This is a genomic window from Allobosea sp. AAP35 (assembly GCF_001295925.1).
In the GTDB taxonomy this organism is placed as follows: Bacteria; Pseudomonadota; Alphaproteobacteria; order Rhizobiales; family Beijerinckiaceae; genus Allobosea.
Genome location: NZ_LJHQ01000002.1, coordinates 1 through 21,382, shown reverse-complemented (window position 1 = coordinate 21,382; position 21,382 = coordinate 1). Strand labels below are relative to the sequence as shown.

The 21,382-nt window shown below is 66.9% G+C and carries 21 protein-coding genes; 9 read left to right on the top strand and 12 right to left on the bottom strand.

Features of this window, described 5'->3' with window-relative positions; all coding sequences use genetic code 11:
* The first annotated feature begins 129 nt into the window (after positions 1–129).
* A complete protein-coding gene (locus tag IP69_RS00390; protein ID WP_054140829.1) occupies positions 130–1,446 on the top strand; it encodes a pilus assembly protein in 1,317 nt (438 codons plus the stop codon).
* Between the two features lie 4 nt (positions 1,447–1,450).
* On the opposite strand, the gene IP69_RS00385 is transcribed toward IP69_RS00390, so the two are convergent.
* From IP69_RS00385 to IP69_RS00375, 3 genes are all read right to left on the bottom strand, one after another.
* The gene (locus IP69_RS00385) at positions 1,451–2,053 is read right to left on the bottom strand and encodes an HD family hydrolase (protein WP_054140928.1); all 603 of its coding nucleotides are present in this window, start codon (positions 2,051–2,053) and stop codon (positions 1,451–1,453) included.
* A gap of 103 nt (positions 2,054–2,156) precedes the next feature.
* On the bottom strand, positions 2,157–2,780 hold the full coding sequence (locus IP69_RS00380; RefSeq protein WP_197279605.1) for a DNA-3-methyladenine glycosylase I: 624 nt from the start codon (positions 2,778–2,780) through the stop codon (positions 2,157–2,159).
* A 14-nt stretch (positions 2,781–2,794) separates the two neighbouring features.
* Complete coding sequence (locus IP69_RS00375; RefSeq protein WP_054140828.1) at positions 2,795–3,679, bottom strand: folate-binding protein YgfZ; 885 nt, start codon at positions 3,677–3,679, stop codon at positions 2,795–2,797.
* A 99-nt stretch (positions 3,680–3,778) separates the two neighbouring features.
* Between IP69_RS00375 and IP69_RS00370 the strand changes: the two genes are divergently transcribed.
* Positions 3,779–5,116: a dihydroorotase gene (locus IP69_RS00370; protein WP_054140827.1), complete on the top strand. Its 1,338-nt coding sequence runs from the start codon at positions 3,779–3,781 to the stop codon at positions 5,114–5,116.
* A 31-nt stretch (positions 5,117–5,147) separates the two neighbouring features.
* Here the strand turns inward: IP69_RS00370 and IP69_RS00365 are convergent, their stop codons facing one another.
* The gene (locus tag IP69_RS00365; RefSeq protein ID WP_054140826.1) at positions 5,148–5,405 is read right to left on the bottom strand and encodes a hypothetical protein; all 258 of its coding nucleotides are present in this window, start codon (positions 5,403–5,405) and stop codon (positions 5,148–5,150) included.
* A 451-nt stretch (positions 5,406–5,856) separates the two neighbouring features.
* On the opposite strand from IP69_RS00365, the gene IP69_RS00360 reads away from it, so the two are divergent.
* From IP69_RS00360 to IP69_RS00340, 5 genes are all read left to right on the top strand, one after another.
* Entirely contained in the window at positions 5,857–6,957 is a 1,101-nt protein-coding gene (locus IP69_RS00360; RefSeq protein WP_082358703.1) for an ABC transporter ATP-binding protein, read from the top strand.
* A gap of 22 nt (positions 6,958–6,979) precedes the next feature.
* Positions 6,980–8,110 (top strand): extracellular solute-binding protein, encoded by a 1,131-nt coding sequence (locus tag IP69_RS00355; RefSeq protein WP_054140825.1) that lies wholly within the window; start codon positions 6,980–6,982, stop codon positions 8,108–8,110.
* A 168-nt stretch (positions 8,111–8,278) separates the two neighbouring features.
* Complete coding sequence (locus IP69_RS00350) at positions 8,279–9,112, top strand: sugar ABC transporter permease (protein ID WP_197279600.1); 834 nt, start codon at positions 8,279–8,281, stop codon at positions 9,110–9,112.
* A complete protein-coding gene (locus tag IP69_RS00345; protein WP_054140824.1) occupies positions 9,109–9,924 on the top strand; it encodes an ABC transporter permease subunit in 816 nt (271 codons plus the stop codon). The genes IP69_RS00350 and IP69_RS00345 overlap by 4 nt, the downstream gene beginning before the upstream one ends.
* 151 nt (positions 9,925–10,075) lie before the next feature.
* Positions 10,076–11,368, top strand: coding sequence for an O-antigen ligase (locus tag IP69_RS00340; RefSeq protein ID WP_054140823.1), 1,293 nt, complete (start codon positions 10,076–10,078; stop codon positions 11,366–11,368).
* 24 nt (positions 11,369–11,392) lie between these two features.
* Here the strand turns inward: IP69_RS00340 and IP69_RS00335 are convergent, their stop codons facing one another.
* Entirely contained in the window at positions 11,393–12,520 is a 1,128-nt protein-coding gene (locus IP69_RS00335) for an acyltransferase (RefSeq protein ID WP_054140822.1), read from the bottom strand.
* Between IP69_RS00335 and IP69_RS21650 the strand changes: the two genes are divergently transcribed.
* Complete coding sequence (locus IP69_RS21650; protein WP_156323217.1) at positions 12,519–12,851, top strand: hypothetical protein; 333 nt, start codon at positions 12,519–12,521, stop codon at positions 12,849–12,851. The two genes, IP69_RS00335 and IP69_RS21650, sit on opposite strands and share 2 nt — an antisense overlap.
* 318 nt (positions 12,852–13,169) lie before the next feature.
* Here IP69_RS21650 and IP69_RS22460 read toward each other — a convergent pair whose 3' ends face one another.
* The 7 genes from IP69_RS22460 to IP69_RS00300 form a co-directional block, all read right to left on the bottom strand.
* The gene (locus IP69_RS22460; protein WP_282568220.1) at positions 13,170–13,301 is read right to left on the bottom strand and encodes a hypothetical protein; all 132 of its coding nucleotides are present in this window, start codon (positions 13,299–13,301) and stop codon (positions 13,170–13,172) included.
* A 97-nt stretch (positions 13,302–13,398) separates the two neighbouring features.
* Positions 13,399–13,587 carry a hypothetical protein gene (locus IP69_RS00325; protein WP_054140820.1) on the bottom strand — a complete coding sequence of 63 codons (189 nt, stop codon included), beginning with the start codon at positions 13,585–13,587 and terminating at the stop codon, positions 13,399–13,401.
* Positions 13,588–13,665: 78 nt separating this feature from the next.
* On the bottom strand, positions 13,666–16,809 hold the full coding sequence (locus IP69_RS00320; protein ID WP_054140819.1) for an efflux RND transporter permease subunit: 3,144 nt from the start codon (positions 16,807–16,809) through the stop codon (positions 13,666–13,668).
* Positions 16,806–17,963: an efflux RND transporter periplasmic adaptor subunit gene (locus tag IP69_RS00315; RefSeq protein WP_248306651.1), complete on the bottom strand. Its 1,158-nt coding sequence runs from the start codon at positions 17,961–17,963 to the stop codon at positions 16,806–16,808. Before IP69_RS00315 ends, IP69_RS00320 begins: the two co-directional genes overlap by 4 nt.
* A gap of 8 nt (positions 17,964–17,971) precedes the next feature.
* Positions 17,972–18,415, bottom strand: coding sequence for a hypothetical protein (locus tag IP69_RS00310; RefSeq protein ID WP_054140818.1), 444 nt, complete (start codon positions 18,413–18,415; stop codon positions 17,972–17,974).
* Between the two features lie 48 nt (positions 18,416–18,463).
* Positions 18,464–18,691 carry a hypothetical protein gene (locus IP69_RS00305; protein WP_054140923.1) on the bottom strand — a complete coding sequence of 76 codons (228 nt, stop codon included), beginning with the start codon at positions 18,689–18,691 and terminating at the stop codon, positions 18,464–18,466.
* 108 nt (positions 18,692–18,799) lie between these two features.
* Entirely contained in the window at positions 18,800–20,692 is a 1,893-nt protein-coding gene (locus IP69_RS00300) for a mechanosensitive ion channel domain-containing protein (protein ID WP_054140817.1), read from the bottom strand.
* A gap of 198 nt (positions 20,693–20,890) precedes the next feature.
* On the opposite strand from IP69_RS00300, the gene IP69_RS00295 reads away from it, so the two are divergent.
* Positions 20,891–21,220: a hypothetical protein gene (locus IP69_RS00295; protein ID WP_054140816.1), complete on the top strand. Its 330-nt coding sequence runs from the start codon at positions 20,891–20,893 to the stop codon at positions 21,218–21,220.
* The last annotated feature ends 162 nt before the right edge of the window (positions 21,221–21,382 follow it).

Below are 21,382 nucleotides of genomic sequence, written 5' to 3'. Positions count from 1 at the left end.
CGCGTCGCGTCGAGGCGGGTGCGCCGTCGTCCATCGCCTGATTGCAGACAATTTTACCGATCGCTTTCAGCCGGCTGCAAGCCACAGCGTGGCTCATGGGCGCTCAAGCATCGACCGAAAGTTTTGCAGATGGGCCTGAAGGGCTTGCTCGCCAGGCGCCTGCGCGCGTTCCATGACAACGAGCGTGGCAACGTCCTCGTCATGATGGGCTTCGCGCTCGTTCCCATCATCGGGGTGGCCGGCGCGGTGATCGACTACGGCCGCGCCACCTCAGCCCGTCAGACGCTGAGCGCGGCTCTGGACTCCGCCGCGCTGATGGCCGCGCGGGATGCCAGCAAGCTGACGGATTCCGAGCTTCGCCGCCGGATCGACGAATGGATCACGGCGAACCTGCATGGCGACAGCGCCAAGCGCTTCACGGGCGCCACCTCCGTGATCGACCGCACGGCGCGCACCATCAGCGTCCAGGCTCAGGTCGATGTCGATACGACGCTGACGCGCGTGATCGGCAAGGACTCGATCACGGTCAGCAGCAAGTCCCAGTCGAGCTGGGGCACAAACACGATCGAGCTGGCACTGGCGCTCGACAATACGGGGTCGATGGCGTCCTCCGGCAAAATGGATGCGCTGAAGGCTGCCTCGCTCGATCTCATCCAGATCATGAAGGACGCGAGCGACGAGCCCGAGCAGATCAAGATCTCGATCGTGCCATTCTCGACACGGGTTTTGATCGACACCAGTCTAAAGAACGAGCTCTGGTTGCGCTGGGACATGAGCCGCTTGACGACAATCACGACCTGTACAGGGGCAAACTGGTTTCGCGTCTGCAGACCCACGACCACCCGGCAAATGATTTCCAAGTCGATCTGGGAAGGCTGCGTGGCCGATCGCGACAAGTCCTACGACGTCCGGGATGGCGATGGCGGCAATTCGAATGCGTCCGGTTATCCGGCCGATTTCTGCGACCAGTATTCGCCCGACACGCAGGCCAGGATTCTGCCACTGACCAGCAACTGGACGGACCTGACCAACCGCATCAACGCGATGACTCCGGTCGGCTCCACGAACGTCACCATGGGCGCGGTCTGGGGCATGGCAACGCTGAGCCAGGGAGCACCCTTCACCGAGGCCAAGCCGGTCACCACGCCTCGCCTGAAGAAGTTCATGATCTTGCTGACGGATGGCGACAACACTCGGAATCGCTTCGATGGCAACGGCTCGAATACCGAGCCGCGCGTCGATGAGCGGACCAAGCTCGCTTGTGCCAACGCCAAGGCCGTCGGGATCAACGTCTATACGATCCGGGTCATGGACGGAAACCGCAACCTCCTGAGGGACTGCGCGTCGAGCGTCGGGCAATATTACGAGGTGGACAATGCCTCCCAGTTGACGCCGGTGTTCAAGCAGATCGCCCGCGAGATCAGCCAGGTCCGGCTGACGCAGTAGGGCTTCAGCCGGAGTTGAGCGCGGCAAAGCGCTCGAGGAAGCGGTCCTGCGCGCTTTGCGTATCGAGCGGCTCCAGAAGGACCGTGACCGCGCGCGGAAGCGGCTGCGGCCGGCCGAAATAGCGCAGCGCCTCGTCGCGCGCGAAGCCGGCGAGTTGCGTCGCCTCCAGGAAGGCGGCGATGGTATCGGCCTCCTTGGTCTTGCGCTTGAGCGGGGCGGGTGCTGCGGCCGGCAGCCCGAAGCGCAGATGAATCGCGCCCAGGAGCCGCGTCTCGACTGCCTTGTAAGCGTCGCCCATCACCACCTTGAACGGCGAAATCATGTCGCCGATCACGTATTCGGGCGCATCGTGCAGCAGCGCCATCAGCCGCCATTGATCGGACCAGCCGGGGTTGAGGTGGTCGGCGATGGCCTCGACCAGCAGGCTGTGCTGCGCGACCGAGAAGGAATGGGGCCCTTGCGTCTGGCCGTTCCAGCGCGCGACGCGGGCAAGCCCATGGGCGATGTCCTCGATCTCGACATCGAGCGGGGAGGGGTCGAGCAGATCGAGCCGGCGGCCCGACAGCATGCGCTGCCAGGCGCGGGGCGGGGCGGAAGCGCGAGCCATGATCAGGCGGCTTTCGTCATTGCGATCACAGCGAAGCAATCCAGAGACGTCGAGCGAGCCCTCCTGGATTGCTTCGCTGCGCTCGCAATGACGGCAGAGCGATTCATGCCGGCCGCACGTCACGCGCCAGCGCGGCGCATTCCTGCCAGCGGAAGCAGCCGGTCAGGTGGTCGTTGACCAGTCCGCAGGCCTCCATGAAGGCGTAGACGATGGTCGGGCCGCAGAAGGTGAAGCCGGCCTTCTTCAGGTCCTTCGCCATCGCCTCGGAGAGGGCGGTCTGCGTCGGCACTTCGCCTTGCGTGCGGAAGCGGTTCTGCAGCACGCGTCCGTCGAGACGCTTCCAGAGGAAATCGGCGAAAGGCTCGCGCTCGCTGATGGCGAGATAGGCGCGTGCGCTCTTGATCGCGCCCTCGATCTTGCCGCGATGGCGGATGATGCCGGGGTCGGCGAGCAGTTGGGCGACATCCGCCTCGGTGAAGCGTGCGACCGCTTCCGGATCGAAATTGGCGAAGCCCGCGCGGAAGGCGTCGCGCTTCCTCAGGATGGTGATCCAGGACAGGCCGGCCTGGAACCCGTCGAGGATCAGCTTCTCCCAGAGCGCGCGGGAATCGTATTCCGGCACGCCCCATTCGGTGTCGTGATAGGCGAGATAGAGCGGGTCGGTGCCCGGCCAGCGACAGCGGAACTTGCCGTCGGGTCCTTTGACCGCGATGCGCTCCTCGCTGATGGCGGCAAGCTCGCTCACGCGGCGGCTCCGAATCCGGCCTCGCCGGGGAAGGGGAAGCGGATGAAGTCGGGCTTGGCCAGCGTGAAGGGCAGCCCGCCGCCGAGCAACGGCTCGCCCGCGGCCAGCGCATCGGCGACGCGATCGAGCCGGAGCATGGCGAGCGCGCGGCCATTCGCGGCCGAGCCGATCCTGCCCAGGGCCTTGCCGCCCGCCATCGCTTCCGCGCCCGTTTCCGCCGCGATGCCGCCTTCGAAGATGATGGGCACGACACGGGTGCGGGCCGTGCCGCGATGCTGCATGCGCGAGACGACCTCCTGGCCGATATAGCAGCCCTTCTTGAAGGAGACGCCGCCGATCTGGTCGAGCAGTGCCTCATGCGGAAAGGCGTCGCCATAGGCGAAGTCGCGCCCGCCATCGGGGATGCCGAGCGCGATGCGGCGGGCGTGATAATCCTCCATCGGTGCTGGCGCTATCTCGGCTGCCCCGGCGCGGTCGGTCATGGCCCTTTGGCCCAGCGCCGGCAGACGTGGATCGGTGTAGACGAGGCCGGCATCGCCGGGCAGGGCCGAGCCGTCGGTCGAGGCGATGACGGCGGTCGCCTCGGTGAGATCGTCGAGGGTCACCTTGGCGCGCAGTTTGTACAGCTTGAGGCGTTTCATCAGATCGGTGGTCTGGAGCAGGGGCGTGTCGAGCAGGAAGCCGCCGCCCTCATGGTCCGGGACAGCGACGATCAGGGCATCGCTGATGATCTTGCCTTGCGGTGTCAGCAGCGCGCCGTAGCCGGCCTGGTCCGGCGTCACCGCGTCCATGTCGTTTGTGACGAGGTTCTGCAGGAAGTCGCGCGCATCCTCGCCGCTGACGCGGATGACGCCGCGATCGATGAGGTGGGTGGCGGGCATGGGGCGGGTCCTCGCGACGAGGGCTGCGGTTTTCAAGCGGCCCTGGACCCGATAGGTAGGCTGCTTCAACTGCTTGCTCAACCACCGAGGACCCCCGCCATGCCGCAAACCTTTGACGTCATCCTCAAGGGCGGCACGGTGGTGAACCATGACGGGCGCGTGCAGCGCGATCTCGGCATCACCGGCGGCAAGATCATGGCGCTGGGCGACCTGTCGCAGGCGTCGGCGGGCGAGGTGATCGACTGCACGGGGCTGCACATCCTGCCCGGCGTGATCGACAGCCAGGTGCATTTCCGCGAGCCGGGGCTCGACCACAAGGAGGATCTGGAAACGGGTTCGCGCGCGGCGGTGCTCGGCGGCGTGACCTGCGTCTTCGAGATGCCCAACACGATCCCCCAGACCACCAGCCCTGAGGCGCTCGCCGACAAGATCGCGCGCGGACGGCACCGCATGCATTGCGACTTCGCCTTCTGGGTCGGCGGCACGCATGAGAACGTCAAGGACGTGCCGGAACTGGAGCGCCTGCCCGGCGCGGCCGGCATCAAGGTGTTCATGGGCTCGTCCACCGGCGACCTGCTGGTCGAGGACGATGAAGGCGTCGCCGAGATCCTGAAGCGCACGCGCCGCCGCGCCGCCTTCCATTCCGAGGATGAGGGCATGCTGCGCGAGCGGATGCCGCTGCGCGTCACCGGCGACCCGTCGAGCCATCCGGTCTGGCGCTCGCCCGAGGTGGCGCTGACCTGCACGAAGCGGCTGGTGCGGATCGCGCGCGAGACCGGTGCCCGGGTGCATATCCTGCACATTTCGACCGGGGAGGAGATGGAGTTCCTGAGGGATCACAAGGATGTCGCCACCGTCGAGGTGCTGCCCAACCATCTGACGCTGGTCGCGCCCGATTGTTACGAGCGACTGGGCACCTATGCCCAAATGAACCCGCCAATCCGCGACGACGGGCACCGGCAGAAGATCTGGTGGGGGCTCACACAGGGCATCGTCGACGTGCTCGGCTCCGACCATGCGCCCCACACCCATGAGGAGAAGCACCATGCCTATCCGGCAAGCCATTCCGGCATGCCGGGCGTGCAGACGCTTGTGCCGATCATGCTCGACCATGTGAATGCCGGCAGGCTGACGCTCGAGCGTTTCGTCGATCTGTCGAGCCACGGTCCGCAGCGCATCTTCGGGATGGAGGGCAAGGGCCGGATCGCGGCCGGCTACGATGCCGACCTGACTATTGTCGACCTGAAGCGGCGCGAGACGATCACGAATGCCTGGGGGGCCTCGAAATGCGGCTGGACGCCCTATGATGGCGTCACCGTCACGGGCTGGCCGGTGGGCACCTTCGTGCGTGGCCGGAAGGTGATGTGGGAGGCGCAGATCGTGACGCCGGCGCAGGGCGAGCCGGCCCGCTTCCTCGAGGCGCTGCCGCGCCTCTGAACGGACGCGCCGCCGTCACGAGTCCCGACGCTCAGGGCTGACGCTGATCGTCCTGTTCGAGGGCGACCTTTGAGGCTGCTTCGTCAGTGGACGTCCGCTGGTGAATCGCCGCAGCGAACGTGATCACGAAGGCGAGCCAGCCGACGATGAGTGCGAGCCCAGCCGCCCAAAGCGGAGCCATGATCCATAGCCAGCTCCAATCGATGATACTGTCGAGTTTCAGCACCACCAGAACGAGGGTCAGCGCCGCAATCGCAGCCGCTACCGCTCTCACCATGTCCTGCCCCATTGTGTTGCACCGTGCCGAAATCGCGACCGGTGCTTATTTTTTGCTTACAATGCATCGCATGCCTTGGATGCAAGCCGCAATGACATCGTCGTGATGCCGTCAACGCTTTTTTCGTCGCTCAACGGGCTCCGCGATCCCGGCCACGATCCGACTGCGGCTGCTATGCTCGCGTCCAGCACCGTCATGGGCCTGTCGGTGTTGCCCGCTACCGTCAGGCGAGGCGTGGAGAGCGGGCACGCCACGGTGTTGCGATGCCCTCGAAACGATGCACGCCACATCATGGCGTGCGCCACCACGGTATGAGCCAGATAGGCCGGATTCGCATTGTCATCAGAGGTTCACATCCTTGCTGCAATGGGTCGATCGCTGACGTTATATTTGATCCGATTGTATCGAAAATGGAATAAGCGTTCTGTCATTCGACGCGGATTGCGGCCAGGAGAACGGCATATTGCGAAATGAAGCGCATAGCGGTGCGTCCATTGCGGTGCGCGACCTGCATGTCGCCTATGGCGGCACGCGCGTCCTGCACGGCGTCAGCATCGACTTTACGCCAGGCAGCTTCACCGCGCTGCTGGGCTCTTCGGGCTGCGGCAAGACCACGCTTCTGCGCTCGCTGAGTGGCTTCGTTCCCGTCGAATCCGGCTCCATCATTGTCGGGGGGCAGGATGTCGCGGCGCTGCCGCCCGAGAAGCGCGGCATGGCGATGGTGTTCCAGTCCTATGCGCTGTGGCCGCATATGAGCGTGCTGCAGAACATCGGCTACGGGCTGAAGCTGCGCGGCGTACCCAAGGCGCAGATCGCCGCCAAGGTCGCCGCGATGCTCTCCATGCTTGGGCTTGCAGGTTATGAGGACCGCAAGGTCACGGCGCTTTCGGGCGGGCAGCGCCAGCGCGTCGCGCTTGGTCGGGCGCTCGCCATCGACCCCGGCATTCTTTTGCTCGACGAGCCGCTCTCCAATCTCGACGCCAAGATCCGCATGGTGATGCGCCACGAGATCCGCGCCATCCAGCAGCGGCTCGGCCTCACCGCCATCCATGTCACCCATGACCGCGAGGAGGCCATGACCATGGCCGACCGGCTCGTCATCATGCAGGCCGGCACGATCGCGCAGGTCGGCACGCCCGAGGAGGTTTATGACCGCCCGGCGAGCGCCTTCGTGGCAAATTTCATGGGCGCGGAGAACATCCTGCCGCTGCGCGTCGCGCGCTCGGAGGCTGGCGCCTCGCTCACGACCGGCGATGCGACCGCGCATTTGGCGCCCGGTTCCGGGCAGGCGCTGCCGGCCGGCGAGGCGGTCGCCTATTTCCGCGACGACGTTGCAAGGCTCGATGCCAGCGATGCGGCCGCCGGCGCGGATCTGCTGGTGCCGGCCCGGATCGCCGCGCGCGCCTATCCCGGCGGCGTCTATCGCTACCGCGTCGAGGCGGCCGGCTGCCAGATCACGGTCGACGATGCCGACCGCCACGAACTCGGAACCACGATCGGCCTGCGCATCCCGCTGCAGCGCCTCCACATCTTCCCGGCATCCGAGGCCGGGATCGCCGCCTGACGTCCCAACCCGGAGTTCATCCATGCGCATCCTCACGATTGCCTGCTCGCTCGCAGCGCTGATGGCGGCCTCGCCGCTCGCCGCGCAGACCCTCAACGTCGCCTCGGCCGGCGACCAGAACATGGTCGATTACGTCAAGGACTATCTCGGGCCGATGTTCGAGAAGGCCAACCCCGGCGTGAAGGTCGTCTCGGTCGGCACGGGTGCGGGCGATTCCGGCTCGCAGAAGATCTACGAGAAGCTCGACGCCCAGAAGGGCTCGGCGACGACCGATTTCGACGTCGTCGTGATCCACCAGAAGGCCACCGGCCAGATGGTCAAGGAAGGGCTGCTCGACAAGTACACGGCCAATGTCGCCACCGCCAAGCTCGCCACCGGCGAGGCGGCCAGGAACGCGCTCGGCACCGACGTGTCGGGCTTCGTGATCCCGATGTTCCAGTCGCAGACCGCGCTGGCCTACAATGCCGACATGGTCAAGGCGCCGCCTTCGACCTTCGCCGAGCTCGCCGACTGGGCCAAGAAGAACCCCAAGCAGTTCGGCTATAACGGCATCAAGGGCGGCATGTCGGGCGTCTCCTTCGTCGCCGGCTGGGTCTATGCCTTCGGCGGCGACGCCGAGAAGCTGATGAAGGGCCCCTATGACGCGGCCACCAAGACGACCTGGGACAAGGCCTTCGCCGATCTGAAGGAGTTCAACAAGGTCGCCACGATCACGCCCGGCAATGCCGGCACGCTCGACATGCTCAACCGCGGCGAGATCGCGATGGGGCCGGTCTGGGTCGACATGTTCTATTCCTGGCAGGCGGACGGCAAGCTGCCGCCGAACATGAAGCTGAAGCTGATCTCGCCCGGCATGCCCGGCCAGCCGATGTACTACGCCGTGCCCGCCAAGGCCGGCCAGAAGAAGCTGGCGGAAGCCTTCATCGCGCTCGCCACCTCGCCGCAGGTGCAGGCCGACGGCATCGTCAAGAAGTTCAACTGGTATCCGGGCATCGACGCCGCCAACCTGGAAGGCAAGCTCGACAAGGCCGCCTGGGACAAGCTCTTCGTCGACGTCACCCCCGCCGACCTCGCCAAGAACGGCAAGGCCTTCCCGATCGCGCCCTATTTCAACGACATCCTCGAGGGCTACGAGAAGAAGGTCTCGAACTGAGATCGCGCTTACTCGGGGTGATGCGGGACACGTCCGTGTCATCCCGGGCGTAGCGAAGCGGAGACCCGGGATCCATTCCTGAACCGTTCAGGAATGGATCCCGGATCAGCGCGGCTGACGCCGCTTGTCCGGGATGACACCCGTAAGTTCTGACAAAATGCGAGTGGAATGAACCTCTCCCAACGCCATCTGGGACTGATCCTGATCGCGCCCGGCCTGATGCTGGTCGCGGCGCTGTTTTTGTATCCGCTGGGGTTCTCGCTGGTCTCCGCCTTCAGCAAGGACGGCTCGTTCACGCTGGAGTGGTTTTCCAAGGCGTTCGAACTCTACTCAACCGACATTGTCTTCACGGTGGTGATCGTGGTCGCGTCCTGCGCGCTGACGGCACTCGCCGCCATCATCATCGCCGGCACGCTGACGCTCGGCGAGAACCGCTACATCGTCGGCACGCTCAGGGCGCTCTATCGCTGGCCGCTCTTCATCCCCTTCATCGTTGCGGCGCAGTGCATGCGCACCTTCCTCGCCAAGAACGGGCTGATGAACAACACCTTCGTCTCGATGGGGCTGATCGAGCCGCTGCAGGCGGTGAGCTTCCTCGACTGGCGCGGCATCATCGCGACCTTCGTCTGGAAGCAAACGCCCTTCGTCGCCCTGCTGCTGGCGGGCGCACTCGCCTCGATCGACCGGGCGACGCTGGAGGCCGGCCGCAATCTCGGCGCCTCGCGGGTGCGGGTGCTGTTCGAATTGGCGCTGCCGCAGGTGATGCCGACGCTCATGGTTGCGCTGGTGCTCTCCTTCGTGACGATGCTCTCGGTGCTGTCGGTGCCGATGATGGTGTCGGGCTCGCAGCCGACGATGCTGACCGTCGACATGGCCTTCCGCATCAACGCCTATGGCGATTACGCCACCGCCAACGCACTGGGCGTCATCACCTATCTGATCAGCGCGGGAGCCGCGATCCTCTACCTCAAGCGCGGCCTGTCCGAGGGGGCAGCGCGATGACGAGGATCGCCTCTTCCGCGCGTCTGGTGCTGGCGGTCTCGCTGCTGGCAGCCTTCGCCTTCGTCCTGCTCGGCCCGATCCTGAACCTGGCGCTCTGGTCGGTCGCCGAACGCTGGTACACGCCCCATAAGCTGCCCGTGACCTATGGCACGCGCTATTGGGAGCAGGTCTTCCGGCCGACCGGCGACGCGATGGCCTCGCTTGGCACCAGCGTCTGGATCGCGGTGCTGACGGTCGTCTTCGCGCTCGCGCTCTCGATCCCGGCCGGCTACGCGCTGGCGCGTTTGAAGCTGCCGATGCGGGCCTTGTTCATGCTGATGTTCCTGCTGCCGCAGGCGTTTCCGTCGGTGGCGATCTACATCAATGTGGCGCGGATCTTCTACCAGCTCGGCATCAACGGTACGGTCTTCGCCGTGGTGCTGGTCCACACGACGCATGGGCTGGTCTTCTCGGTCTGGATCGCGGCGGCGGCCTTCGCGGCGGTCGACAAGGATCTCGAACTCGCCGCCCGCAACATGGGTGCCTCTCCCATGCGGGCCTTCCTCACCGTGACGCTGCCGCTGGCTGCGCCGGGCATCCTCGCCAGCGGGATCTTCGTGTTCCTGGAATCGCTCGACGAGTTCACCGGCACCTTCTTCGTCGGCGTGCCGCAGGTCACAACGTTGCCGCTGCTGCTCTACAATGCCGCGATGGGCGGCAACTACCAGGTCGCCTCGATTACGGCGCTGATCCTGCTCGTGCCCTCGGTGCTGTTCATGCTGTTCATCGAGCGTTTCCTGCGCGCCGACGTGCTGGCGAAGGTGGGGGCTTAAGCTGCCCGCCCCGAACAAGCGCGCGGATTGGCGGTTCGCGGCTACAGGGCTTTAAGCTTCCGTAGCCATAGTCTGGCCCGGCGCCGCGCGATGCGGCGCGAGGCGAGGTCAGCGGAGCGCGATGTCGGTCGGGTCAGGTGAGACGGCGGAGATGGATGCCGTGCACGCCGCGCGCGCCGCGATCGATCGCGGACGGACGATCGCGGCCTTCCTGTCGGGGCTGGGGCTGTTCCTGCTGCTGGCGACACTGCAGCCCTTCGCCGGCCCGCCGCAGACCGCCGAGGGCGAGTCCAGCGGCAATGTCGTCAACCAGATCGGCTATGTCACGCTCGCCCTGATCTATGGCGCGGCGATGCTGGCCTTCTGCGAACGCGCGGCCCTGGCGCGGCTGCGTTCGAGCAGCCTGATCGTCGTGCTGCTCGTCGCGGCGATCTCGCTGCCGCAGGCGCTGGATCCGGAAGCTGCGTTCCGGGCGCTGCTGCTGGCGAGCTTCGCCATGGTTCTGGTCGTCGGCACCCTCGCCCTGCCCTGGACGGAGGAGAGCTTCGCCAATGCCGCCGCCAATGCAGCGCTTTGCCTGCTGCTCCTGGTCTATGCCGCGCTGATGTTTGCCCCGACGCTGGCGATCCATGGCTCGGAGGGCGTCGAGGGCGTCCATGCGGGGCACTGGCGCGGCCATCTCACGCACAAGAACTATGCCGCACCGGTGTTCTCGATGGTCGCCATGATTGGCATCTATGTCTGGCGCATCGGTTTGCGCTGGCGTGGCGCGGCGATCGTGTTGCTCAGCGTCGTCTTCGTGCTCAACAGCGGCTCGAAGACCACCATGGGCTTCCTGCCCATCGCCATCGGGCTGGTGATGACGGCGCGCCTCGCCGGCCGCCCGCGCCTGATGCTGGCGCTGCATCTTTGCATGGTGGTGCTGATCGGTGCGCTGACGGTTGGCACCGTGTTCTCGCCGGCTCTGCTCAAGCTCTCGGCCGCGATCAATGCCGACCCGACCTTCACCGGGCGCGACGAGATCTGGAAGTTCGCATCCGCCAAGATCGCTGAGAAACCCTGGCTGGGCCATGGCTATCTCAGCTTCTGGCAGACGCCGGCGGTGACGCGGCTGGAGGAGAATTTCGAGGCGAGCTGGGATATTCGCGGCATCGGCTCAGGCCATAACAGCTATCTCGACGCGATGCTGATGTTCGGCGTCCCTGGCGGGTTGGCGATGATCTACTGTCTGATGATCAAGCCACTGGCGAATTATCTCACCGCCCACGCCGATCCGCAGCGCCGCCGGCTCGCCGATCTCGCCGCGATGATGGTGATGTTCATGACCTATATCGGCATGCTGGAATCGTTCATCCTCAACCGGGCCGAGCCGGTCTGGCTGCTCCTGGCCTTCGCGGTTCTCGCCCTCGAACTCGCCAGCCGCATGGCGATCCGACGCGCCTGAAGCCGGGGCCAAGACGGCATTCGCTCAGCGCAGCGCCGGCTGCGGTGCGCCCTCCGGCAGGGCCTGCGTTTCGGCGGGGCGCGGCGGCATCGGGATATGGCGTTTCAGCCTCAGCACGGGCTTCTCGACGTAAAGCCAGGACAGCAGGGCGAAGCCGAGGACCAGCGGCAGCGACAGCGCAAACAGCAGCGGGCCGTTGCCGTGGACGAAGGCGAGTTTGGCCACCAGCGCCTGCTGGATCGGGAAGCCGTAGAGATAGATGCCGTAGGACACGTCGAGCTTGCGGATCGCCTCGGGCAGATGCAGCGGCAAAAGTCCGATATAGACCACGCAATAAGTCAGGAACGGCGCCACCAGGAAGCCTAAAGCGCGCTCGCCCGCCATCAGCAGCAGCGCGATGGTCAGGGCGCCGAGGAAGAGCAGCCAATGGACTTTGAGCTGGTCGCGCCACTGGTAGCAGAGGCAGCCGATGAGGAAGTGGAAGGCAGCGACCGCCCAGTGGTAATTGCCGGGCTGGCTGCCGAAATCCGCCTGGAAGGCTGCCGCCGTCAGGAGGCAGCCGAGCGCGGCGACCAGCGCCGCCAGCAAGAGGCGCCGCCGCAGCAATCCCAGGCCGATCATGAAGGCCATCAGGGCGTAGCAGTAAAACTCAGGCTTCAGCGTCCAGAGGTTCTGGTTGACCGTGTTGGGCAGCGGGTTGGTCTCGAAAACGCCCGGCAGTTCGAAGCGGATGCGACCGACGATGTTGCCGAAATATTCGATGAAGCGGATGTCGCGGACATAGTCGACAAACGGATAGGTGGTGAAGAGCGGGCCCAGCACGATCGCCGACAGCGTCACCTCGACCAGGAGCGCGGGCGCGATGCGGATGACTCGGAGCGCCAGGAAGGGCGTGACGGCGGCGCTACGGATGGCGCTGCCGGTTACCAGGAAACCGCTCAGCGCGAAGAAGGCGGGGACCAAGCTGAGCAGGAGCAGGCCGTTGAGGCCCGACCAGTCCTGGCTGAGGTCGGCACCCGCGACCCAGCCGGAATGCGCGGCCAGGATGAGGATCGAGAGACCCAATCGCATGGCGTTGAACCCTGGCCCCTCGCCGCGATGGGCGCGCAGGATATCGCCGGCACTGGGCATGGCACGATCGAAGCCGGGCATGACGATCGGCTGCTCCTTACGGCTGGACGGTGGATCGCCCTGCCGTAGGGTCGTGCCCGCCTGCGGGCCCGCGCTCAATCGTAATCCTTTGGTAAGGTTAACGCTGCGCTGCGCCGGGTTCGGGCTCTCGCCCTCGCGCTTCGAACGCTTCAGTGCTTATGACATGGACGGCGGAAACCGCATGTCGCGAGCTCAGGAGATCTTCCTGTTCAAGCCGGCCAAGCAGTCCCAGCGCCTCGTCAGGATCATCGAGACAATCATCCTGCGCCATGTCACGACGTGCCACGGAACAAACCGATCGGACCACCCGAGGCCGTCGACCCATAAGTGACGAGCGGCACGTCCCTGCTCGTGTGCGGTCATTCAGAAGGTCGCCACGAGGCGGCTTTCTGGATCCGGCTGCGCGCCACTTCCTGACATTTGGGAGATAGCCGAAACCTGACATTCGTCATCGATCAACCGGATGTCTGGAATCATGGTCTTGTGGCCACGCAGACATGGCACATGTGCCGCGCCTCAAATTTGTCTCGTCGAAACACGTCTCTTGCCAGGGCCGATAGGCCTTGGAGAATTGCCATCACAAGGCTGGCCAGCGCTTCCAGGTAAGTCTCGCCTGGTTGGCTGAGGGTTATCCGGTTCGGCCCCATAGCTATTCGGGAATTCCAGCCCTGCGCATACCCTCAGCGAAGCGGTCGATGTAGCTCCGAGCATTCATGGGCAGCGTCTCGAGGATCCCGGAGACCGCCATGCCGGGATGCGCCGCGAGGAAGGTATCGGCCACTTGTCGGATCTCTTCCGAGCGATTCAGGGTGGGCGAGCGCGGAGGCCAGCACGCGATGGACGAAAGTTGCGCTGGGTCGGGTGGCAACCGCTGCACGTCAGCTGTGACCGCGCCGCTCCATGGCCATCTTGTGAAGCCGCTTCGACGCGACCTCGTCGGTCTGAGATTGATCGATCATCACCGATAGTGCGGCAAGTACGATGTCTTTTTTGCCGGCACCGGGATGCTCTTTGCGGACGGCCGCGAACAGCTCCTCGGCGTCGCCGTAGTGATGTACGAGACGCAATAGCGTCGCTCCAATAAGGCCCGGTCCGTTTGGCATGAATCCCCCTCAAACCACGCGCCCTGACGTCTCTCTAACCAATTACGCGGATTCCCGCGAGACAGGCGCAACCTCGCCGCTTCGCCACCGGCTCTCCAGACGCTGCAGCACGATGAAGACCGAAGGCACCACCGCGACGGTCAGCAGGGTCGAGCCGATCATGCCGGTCAGCGTGGCGAAGCCAATCGATTTCTGGGCGTTGGCGCCGGCGCCGCTCGCCAGCACGAGCGGCACCAGCCCGAGGATGAAGGTGAGCGAGGTCATCAAGATCGGCCGCAGCCGCAGCCGGGCCGCCTCGACCGCCGCCTCCGCCAGCGGCAGCCTCTGCTTGAGGTGGAGGTCGCGGGCGAAGCCCACGATCAGGATCGCGTTCTTGGCCGAAAGCGCGATCAGCAGCACGAGCCCGATCTGCGTGTAGAGATTGCTGGAGAGCCCGAGCGCCAGCATCGCGCCCGCCGTACCGAGCAGCGCCAGCGGCACGGAAAGGATGATGCCGAGCGGCGCGATCCAGCTCTCGTATTGTCCGGCCAGCACCAGGTACACCAGCAGAAGGCTCAAGCCGTAGACGAGGAAGACCTGCCCGGCCAGTTCCTTCTCCTGATAGGACAGCGCCGCCCATTCATAGCCCGTGCCGGGCGGCAGCGTCTGGCGGGCGATCTCGGCGAGGATGTCGAGGCCCTCCCCCGAACTGACGTCGCGATTGGGCGCGCCGATCAGAGCCGCTGCCGGATAGAGGTTGTGGAAGCTGATGAGCGACGGACCGATGCTGGGGCGGATGTCGGCGATGGCGCCGAGCGGCACCATTTCGCCGTTCTTGGCCCGCAGGTTCAGCGTCCGCAATCCCTCCGCTTCCATCCGCGCCTCGGCTTGGGCCTGGACGAAGACCTGGAAGACACGGCCTCCCTTGCTGAACTGGCCGACATAGGCCGAGCCGATATAAGCACCAAGCGCGTCGGTGGCGGCGCCGAAGGAGATTCCCAACGCCTCGGCTTTGGTGCGGTCGATCGCGAGTTCGACCTGCGGCGCCTGGGCGCTGAAGGTGTTGCGCGCCGCCTGGAAGCTGTTCTGTGCCCGGGCCCGCTCGGCGATGGCGTCGGCAAGGCGCTGGAGCTTGGCGTAATCGAAGCTGCCGTCACGCAGCTCGACCTTCATGGTGAAGCCCGAGGCGTTGCCGATGCCCTGGATCGGCGGCGGAGGCAGCACCAGCGCCGCGCCGTCGTCGAGATCGGCCATCGCCCGGTTGAGCGCACCATAGAGTCCGAGCAGGTCCTCGCCCTTCTTGCGCAGCTTCCAGTCGGTCAGCATCACATAGGCAACGCCGGCATTGGCGAGGCTGGCATTGTCGTTGAGCGCCGAGAGGCCGGCGATGGTGATGACCTTGTCCACGCCAGGCACGGCGCGCGCACGTTTCGTGACCTCGTCGAGCGCGGCCGTCGTGCGCGCCAGCGAGGCCCCGTCCGGCAACTGCACCGAGACCAGCATGTAGCCCTGGTCCTCGACCGGCAGGAAGGAGGTCGGGATGCGGCTGAGCGCATAGACCGACGCCCCCACGAGCAGCAGCGTCACCGTGAAGACCGCCGCGCTGCGCGCCACCAGCCGCCGCACCAGCCCGACATAGGCCCGCTCGCAGGCGCCGTAGCCGCGCTCGAACATCCGGTAGATCCAGGCGCGCTGCGCGACCGGTTTCGGCGCCCGCAGCCAGAGCGCGCATTGAGCCGGCTTCAGCGTCACCGCGTTGACGGCGCTGATCAGTGCGGTGGCGGCGATCACCAGCGCGAATTGCTGGTAGATCTCGCCGCTCAGCCCTGGCAAGAAGGCAGCCGGCAGGAACACCGCCATCAGCACCAGCGTGATGCCCATGATCGGGCCGATCAGCTCCTCCATCGCCCGCACGGTCGCGTCGTGCGGGCTCAGGCCGCGCTCCATGTGATGGGCCGCGCCCTCGACCACGACGATGGCATCGTCGACGACGATGCCGATGGCGAGGACCACGGCCAGCAGCGTCGAGATGTTGACGGTGAAACCGAGCGCCGCCATAGCTGCGAAGGTGCCGATGATCGTCACGGGCACGGTGGTGGCCGGCACCAGCGTCGCGCGCCAGTCCTGCAGGAAGATCAGGATCACCAGCAGCACAAGCACGGTAGCCTCGACAAGCGTCTTGTAGACCGCGCTCAGCGAGGCCTCGACGAAGCGTGTCGTGTCGAAGGGCACGCTCCAGCCCATGCCCTCGGGAAAACGCGCCGACAGGGCTGTCATTCGCGCCTGCACGAGCTTCGCCACCTCGAGCGCATTCGCCTCCGGCAGCTGGAAGATGGCGAGCCCGGCCGAGGGCTGGCCGTTCAGCCGGAAATCCTGGCCATAGGCCTGGGCGCCGAGTTCGACGCGGGCGACGTCGCGCAGGCGGGTGATGCGGTTGCCGTCGGCCCGCACGATGATCGCCTCGAAGGCCTCGACCTCGTCGAGCCGGCCGAGTGTCAGCAGGGTCGTCTGGAACGCCTGGTCGCCGGCGGTGGGCGCCATGCCGAGTTGGCCGGAGGCGACGGCGCGGTTCTGCTGGTTGACCGCGTTGACGACGTCGGCCGGCAACAGCCCGCGCAGCTGCATCTTCTGCGGATCGAGCCAGATCCGCATCGCGTATTGTCCCGCTCCGAAGACGTTGACGGCGCCGACGCCCGGCAGCCGCGCGATCTCGTCGAGCAGGTTCAGCGTCGCGAAATTCGACAGGAACAGGCTGTCATGCCCCGCCCGGTCCGAGGTCAGCGCGACGATCTGGAGGATCGCGGTCGAGCGCTTGTTGGTCTGAACCCCTTGTGTCTGGACCACGGAGGGAAGCTGCGGCAGCGCCGTTCCGACGCGGTTCTGCACGAGGATCTGCGCCTTGTCCGCGTCAGTGCCGATCCGGAAGGTCACAGTCAGCGTGTAGAGGCCGTCGCTGGTGCTGTTCGAGGACATGTAGATCATGTTCTCGACGCCGTTGACCTTCTGCTCGATCGGCAGCGCGACCTCGCGCGCGATCGCCGCCGCGCTTGCGCCGGGATAGCGCGCCGTGACCTGCACCGTCGACGGCACGACATTGGGGTATTGCGCGACCGGCAGACGCAGCAGCGCCACCAGCCCGAGGATGACGGTCAAGACCGCAATGACATTGGCCAGAATCGGCCGCTCGATGAAGAACTTGGCCATCAGCGGGCGGCCTTTCCGACGTCAGCGACCGGTTGCACCCGGCTGCCGGGAATCGCGTTCTGCATCATGCCGACGACGACGCGGTCGCCGGCGGCGAGGCCAGCGCGGATGACCCGCAGCCCGCCCTCGCTCGCCTCGCCGATCTCGACCGCACGCTGCTCGACGCGGTCCTGCGCGTCGACGACGAGCACATAGCGCCCGGTCTGGCCGGCGCCGAGCGCCGCCTCCGGCACCAGCAGCGAAGGCACATCGCGTTGCAGCGGCAGCCTGACCCGCACGAATAGCCCCGGCAGCAAGACGCCTTGCGGATTGGGCACGGCCGCCCGCACTGAAAGCGTACCGCTGGCCATGTCGAGCTCGGGGGCGACATAGTCGAGTTGACCGACATGCGGGTAGCCTTCGTCTGTATCGAGGCCGATTTCGACGGGAAATGCTCCGAGCCCGGCCAGAGTCAACCCGCGCTGGCGCATCGCCTCGCGGATCCGCAGCACGGTCTGCTCATCGACCGAAAAACGCACCTTGATCGGATCGCTCTGGACGATCGAGGCCAGCAGCGTCGGCCCACCAACGCCGACCAGCGCCCCCTGATCGACAAGATGGGCGGAAACGATGCCGTCGAACGGCGCCTTCACCTCGGTATAGGCCAGGTTGAGTTTTGCCTGCGCCACCTGAGCGGCGGCCTGCTCGCGGGCGGCGGCTGTCGAATCGCGCCGGCTCTGGGCGCTGTCGAGCGCAGCCTCCGAGGCGGCCTGTCGCTGGGCGAGCTGCTTCTGGCGGGCGAGATCGGCCTCGGCCTGGACCAGCAGGGCCTTCTGCTGCGCTTCGGCGGCCTCGGCGAGCTGAAGGTTCAGCCGGTAATTGTCGGGCTCGATCACGAAGAGCACGTCGCCCTGCTTGGCGGCCTTGCCTTCGCTGTAGCGGATCTCGGTCAGCGTGCCCGAGACCCGCGCCACGAGATCGACCCGCTTCGCCGCAGCGGTCTGGCCGGTCAGCTCGAGATAGCGCGTCACCGGCCGAGATACCGGCGGCGCCACGCGGACCTCGGCTGTAGGCGGGGTGGATGAGGCTGGCTTCTCGTTGCAGCCGGCCAGCATGACGGCGAGGCCGAGCAGCAAAAGCCAGGCCGTCGGTCGGGAGGAGATGGAGAGGTTGGTCACCGGAATCCTCACAGGGGTGGACCGGGGATGAGGGCGTCGCCCAGCAGCGTCACGGAGCGGCCGAGCGCCCGGCGCTTGGCCTGGCTGGCCGCCCGGGTGGCGGCCGAGAACCCCGCGGCGTCGAGTTCGCGCGCCGAGACCAGCGCGATGTGCTTGGTGGGATCGGGCCTCTCGGCGTCGGTCGGCACCGAGCCGGGCTGACGGCCCGGCGGCAGCGACAGCGTCAGGCTGGCGTAGCGGGTTGCGTCGCCGCGCTCGCCGGAGAAGAGATATCCAGGCGGCTCGGCAGTCGGCCCACGGGTTGTCACCGCCAGGAGCGTACGGCTCTGCGTGCCGACCACCGGCTCCGCCACGGGCACCAGCAGCCCGCGACTGGGGCCCGCACAGCCTCCCGCCGTCGGGGCGACGAGCCCCGCTGCCAGCAGCGCCCTGCAGCCGATTGGACAACGCATCAGACGACCTCTCCCGGATTGTTCAGCGGCGGCGAGGCTTGCGGCCGCTCAGCCGCCGCGCGCCTCGACCACCTTGCGGCATTCTGCCGAGAGCTTGGCCTTGTTCGTGCGGAGGCAGCCATTCATCGGCTGCGGCTGGCCGATGAAGGAAGCGCAGTGCTTCTGCGCGTCCGAGCGGCAGGCCATCTGTTCGGCGCGCGTCGGTCCCGACTGTGCTGAGGCGAGGGAGGCGCCCGCGAGCAGGAGCGCGCAGGCGAGCAGCAGCGTTGTCTTCATGGGTCGATCCTTTTCGAATGGAAATTGCCCCGCGGTCGGGTGACCGGCGAGTCCGCGGACCATGGCGCGATGCGCGTCTCCCGCCCATGCCATGTTCATGGGGAGCGCTCACGCGGCGGCCCGGGGCAGGGCGTCCACCACGGGCACGGCACTGGACAGGGTGTCCGTGGTGACGGCCACGCTGCGGCAGATGCCGGGAATGGCGAGTTCGTCGATCGCCTCCTCGACCAGCCGCTGGATCAGCGCCCGGCCGCGCTCGGCGCTCGCGGCACCGATGCTGAAGGACAACACCAGCGAGGCGCTCTCCCCCTCGGTGGGCTCGTTGAGCTTGGCCGCGATGTCGCCGACGATCGCCTGTCGTATCGGTGGCTCGCTGCGCAAGGCGTCGGCCGCCTGGCGCGTGAACAATATGATGTCGTCGCGGTCCGGCGCGCGGTCGAGCGCGACTGTGACGCTCAGGCGCACCAGCTTGCGGCTGTGATTGGTGACCGCCCCGAGCTCGCCGAGCGGAATGGTGTGAAGCCGGCCATCGTCCTCGCGCAGACGGATGCTGCGCAGGTTGATCTGCTCGACCAGGCCGCGCCGTTCACCGACCTCGACCGACTCGCCGATCCGGAAGACGTCGTCGACGATGTGGAATACGCCCGAGACAATATCCTTGACCAGAGCCTGCGAGCCGAAGCTGATCGCCAGGCCGACGATGCCGGCACCGGCCATCAGCGGCGTGATGTCGACGCCGAGAGCCGAGAGTCCGACCAGCGAGAACACCACGCAGATCAGCGTGATCGTGGTGGCGCGCAGGATCGGCAGCACCGTCGAGAGCCGGGCGAGGCGCGCATCCCGCTCCTGCGCCGTACCGGCGGCCTCGGTCGGCGTGAGCGCCGCCTCGGTCCAGACATGCACGAGCGCAGCGCAGGCGGCCCCCATCACGAACACGAGCGAGGCGAAGTTCAGCCGATAGCCGAGCATCTGCCCGCCATCGGCCGGGAGCCAGCCGAAGGCCCCGACCAGCCAGAATTCGAAGCCGATCCGTAGGATCATCACCGCCGCGAGGCTGTCGATGACCACGCGCAGCACGAAGAGTTGCCGCATCTCGGCCGGCTGGCGCGAATCGCGGATGCTGACGGCCACCGCCCGGTCGAGCGCGAGCGCCATCAGCATCACCACGATCGTCCCGACGGCGCCACGATAGAGCGCGAACGCGCCGCTCACCCAGCCCCAGAGCCAGAAGATGAGGGCGAGCAGGCTGAGCCCGATCGCCAACAACCTCGCCCCCGCGCCAATGCCGTGGCGGCCAAGCGACACAAATACCTGAACCACGCCCGCCGTCAGCGCGGCGGCAACGAGGCTGGAGATCAGCTTGGCGGCCTCGCCGCTCAGGCCCACCCGCTGCGCAGAGGCGAGCAGGACCGCGTGCAGATGTGCAATCGCCAGCAGGATCGCGAAGCGGCGCACTGCCTTGCGCGCGCCATCATCATCGACCCGCGCCAGTCGGAAGCGCTTCATCGTGGGCTGGAAAAGGATGAACAGCAGCGTCAGCCCCATCAGCCAGCGCACCAGCGCTATCACCATGTCGCGCGGCAGCGCCTCGGCGCCCGGCAGGATGCCGAGCCCCCGCACGAGCAGCACGCGTCCGGCTAGCGCTCCCGCCAGCAGCGCCAGGAGTTCGAGGCCGGCAAGACCTGCCATCCCGGCGAGCGCGCTGCGCATCGTCCCGACCCGATGCCGGGCGGGCGAGAGGGCGGTGCGCGCCGCGACGAAGACCAGCGCCACGACAAGGCAGACACCGAGCGTGCGCGGCAGCGTCGCCGCCGCCTCAGGCCAGCCGCGCTCGGCCACGGCCACCAGTTCGCCCGGCAGGCCAGGGAGGATCGTCAACGCTGTGACGAGCTCGCGATCGATGGTCTCGACGAGGCGTCGCACCGCATCGAAGGGCGCGATGCCGCTGTTGACGCTCTCCGCCGCCGCGCCGACGGCAGGCGGCGCTGATTCGCCCGGCATGGACTCCTCCCTCTGGCCGGCCGCATGTCCCGGTTCCGATGCGTCAGCCCGACCTATCACGCCACTGGGGGCAGGCTCCCGCCACCCCATCTTCATGGGATACCAGCGGCGGGCGGAGAGCCTCAGATTGAGGAGACGTCGCTAAGGCGTGGCCGTCCGGCCGGGCCGAAGACGCGCATTGCAAGGGAGCATCAGACGATGGTTCGCATTCCAGTGTTCACGCGCAACGGCCTCGCCCTCGCCGCGCTTTCCGCGCTGGCGAGTCTGACGCTGGCCGCCGCGCCGGCGCAGGCGGTGGTCTATTGCAAGACGGTCGGCGTGCCGAAGGGCTGCGTGGTTCGCCCGGCACCGGTTGTGGTTCGTCCGGCACCGGTCGTGGTCGGCGCGCCCGTGGTCGGGGCACCGGCCGCCCGGGCTGCGGTGGCGACGCCGTATCGCGGGGTCGGCGTCGGCGCCCGTGGCGTCGGTGTCCGCCCCGGAACGCCCGCCAATCGCGGCGGCCCGGTTAACCGCGTCGGGCGCCGCTGACGGACGCTTAACCGCCGGACGCCTCGATATCGGCAAAGCGGTCTGGAAGGTCGAGCGTCACGCGCGTCCCCTCCCGGCCCGAAACGACCGAGAGCTGCGCGCCGCATCGCTCCGCCCGTCGCCGCATATTGGCGAGGCCCCGCCCTGTCAGGGGCGGGGCCT

Excerpts from the sequence above, each read along its gene's own strand:
- IP69_RS00340 (WP_054140823.1), top strand. The coding sequence starts at position 10,076 with ATGGATGCCGTGCACGCCGCGCGCGCCGCGATCGATCGCGGACGGACG.
- IP69_RS00385 (WP_054140928.1), bottom strand. The coding sequence starts at position 2,053 with ATGGCTCGCGCTTCCGCCCCGCCCCGCGCCTGGCAGCGCATGCTGTCG.
- IP69_RS00375 (WP_054140828.1), bottom strand. The coding sequence starts at position 3,679 with ATGCCCGCCACCCACCTCATCGATCGCGGCGTCATCCGCGTCAGCGGC.
- IP69_RS00355 (WP_054140825.1), top strand. The coding sequence starts at position 6,980 with ATGCGCATCCTCACGATTGCCTGCTCGCTCGCAGCGCTGATGGCGGCC.
- IP69_RS00335 (WP_054140822.1), bottom strand. The coding sequence starts at position 12,520 with ATGCCCGGCTTCGATCGTGCCATGCCCAGTGCCGGCGATATCCTGCGC.
- IP69_RS21650 (WP_156323217.1), top strand. The coding sequence starts at position 12,519 with ATGACGATCGGCTGCTCCTTACGGCTGGACGGTGGATCGCCCTGCCGT.
- IP69_RS00365 (WP_054140826.1), bottom strand. The coding sequence starts at position 5,405 with ATGGGGCAGGACATGGTGAGAGCGGTAGCGGCTGCGATTGCGGCGCTG.
- IP69_RS00310 (WP_054140818.1), bottom strand. The coding sequence starts at position 18,415 with ATGCGTTGTCCAATCGGCTGCAGGGCGCTGCTGGCAGCGGGGCTCGTC.
- IP69_RS00300 (WP_054140817.1), bottom strand. The coding sequence starts at position 20,692 with ATGCCGGGCGAATCAGCGCCGCCTGCCGTCGGCGCGGCGGCGGAGAGC.
- IP69_RS00370 (WP_054140827.1), top strand. The coding sequence starts at position 3,779 with ATGCCGCAAACCTTTGACGTCATCCTCAAGGGCGGCACGGTGGTGAAC.
- IP69_RS00295 (WP_054140816.1), top strand. The coding sequence starts at position 20,891 with ATGGTTCGCATTCCAGTGTTCACGCGCAACGGCCTCGCCCTCGCCGCG.
- IP69_RS00390 (WP_054140829.1), top strand. The coding sequence starts at position 130 with ATGGGCCTGAAGGGCTTGCTCGCCAGGCGCCTGCGCGCGTTCCATGAC.
- IP69_RS00345 (WP_054140824.1), top strand. The coding sequence starts at position 9,109 with ATGACGAGGATCGCCTCTTCCGCGCGTCTGGTGCTGGCGGTCTCGCTG.
- IP69_RS00305 (WP_054140923.1), bottom strand. The coding sequence starts at position 18,691 with ATGAAGACAACGCTGCTGCTCGCCTGCGCGCTCCTGCTCGCGGGCGCC.
- IP69_RS00350 (WP_197279600.1), top strand. The coding sequence starts at position 8,279 with ATGAACCTCTCCCAACGCCATCTGGGACTGATCCTGATCGCGCCCGGC.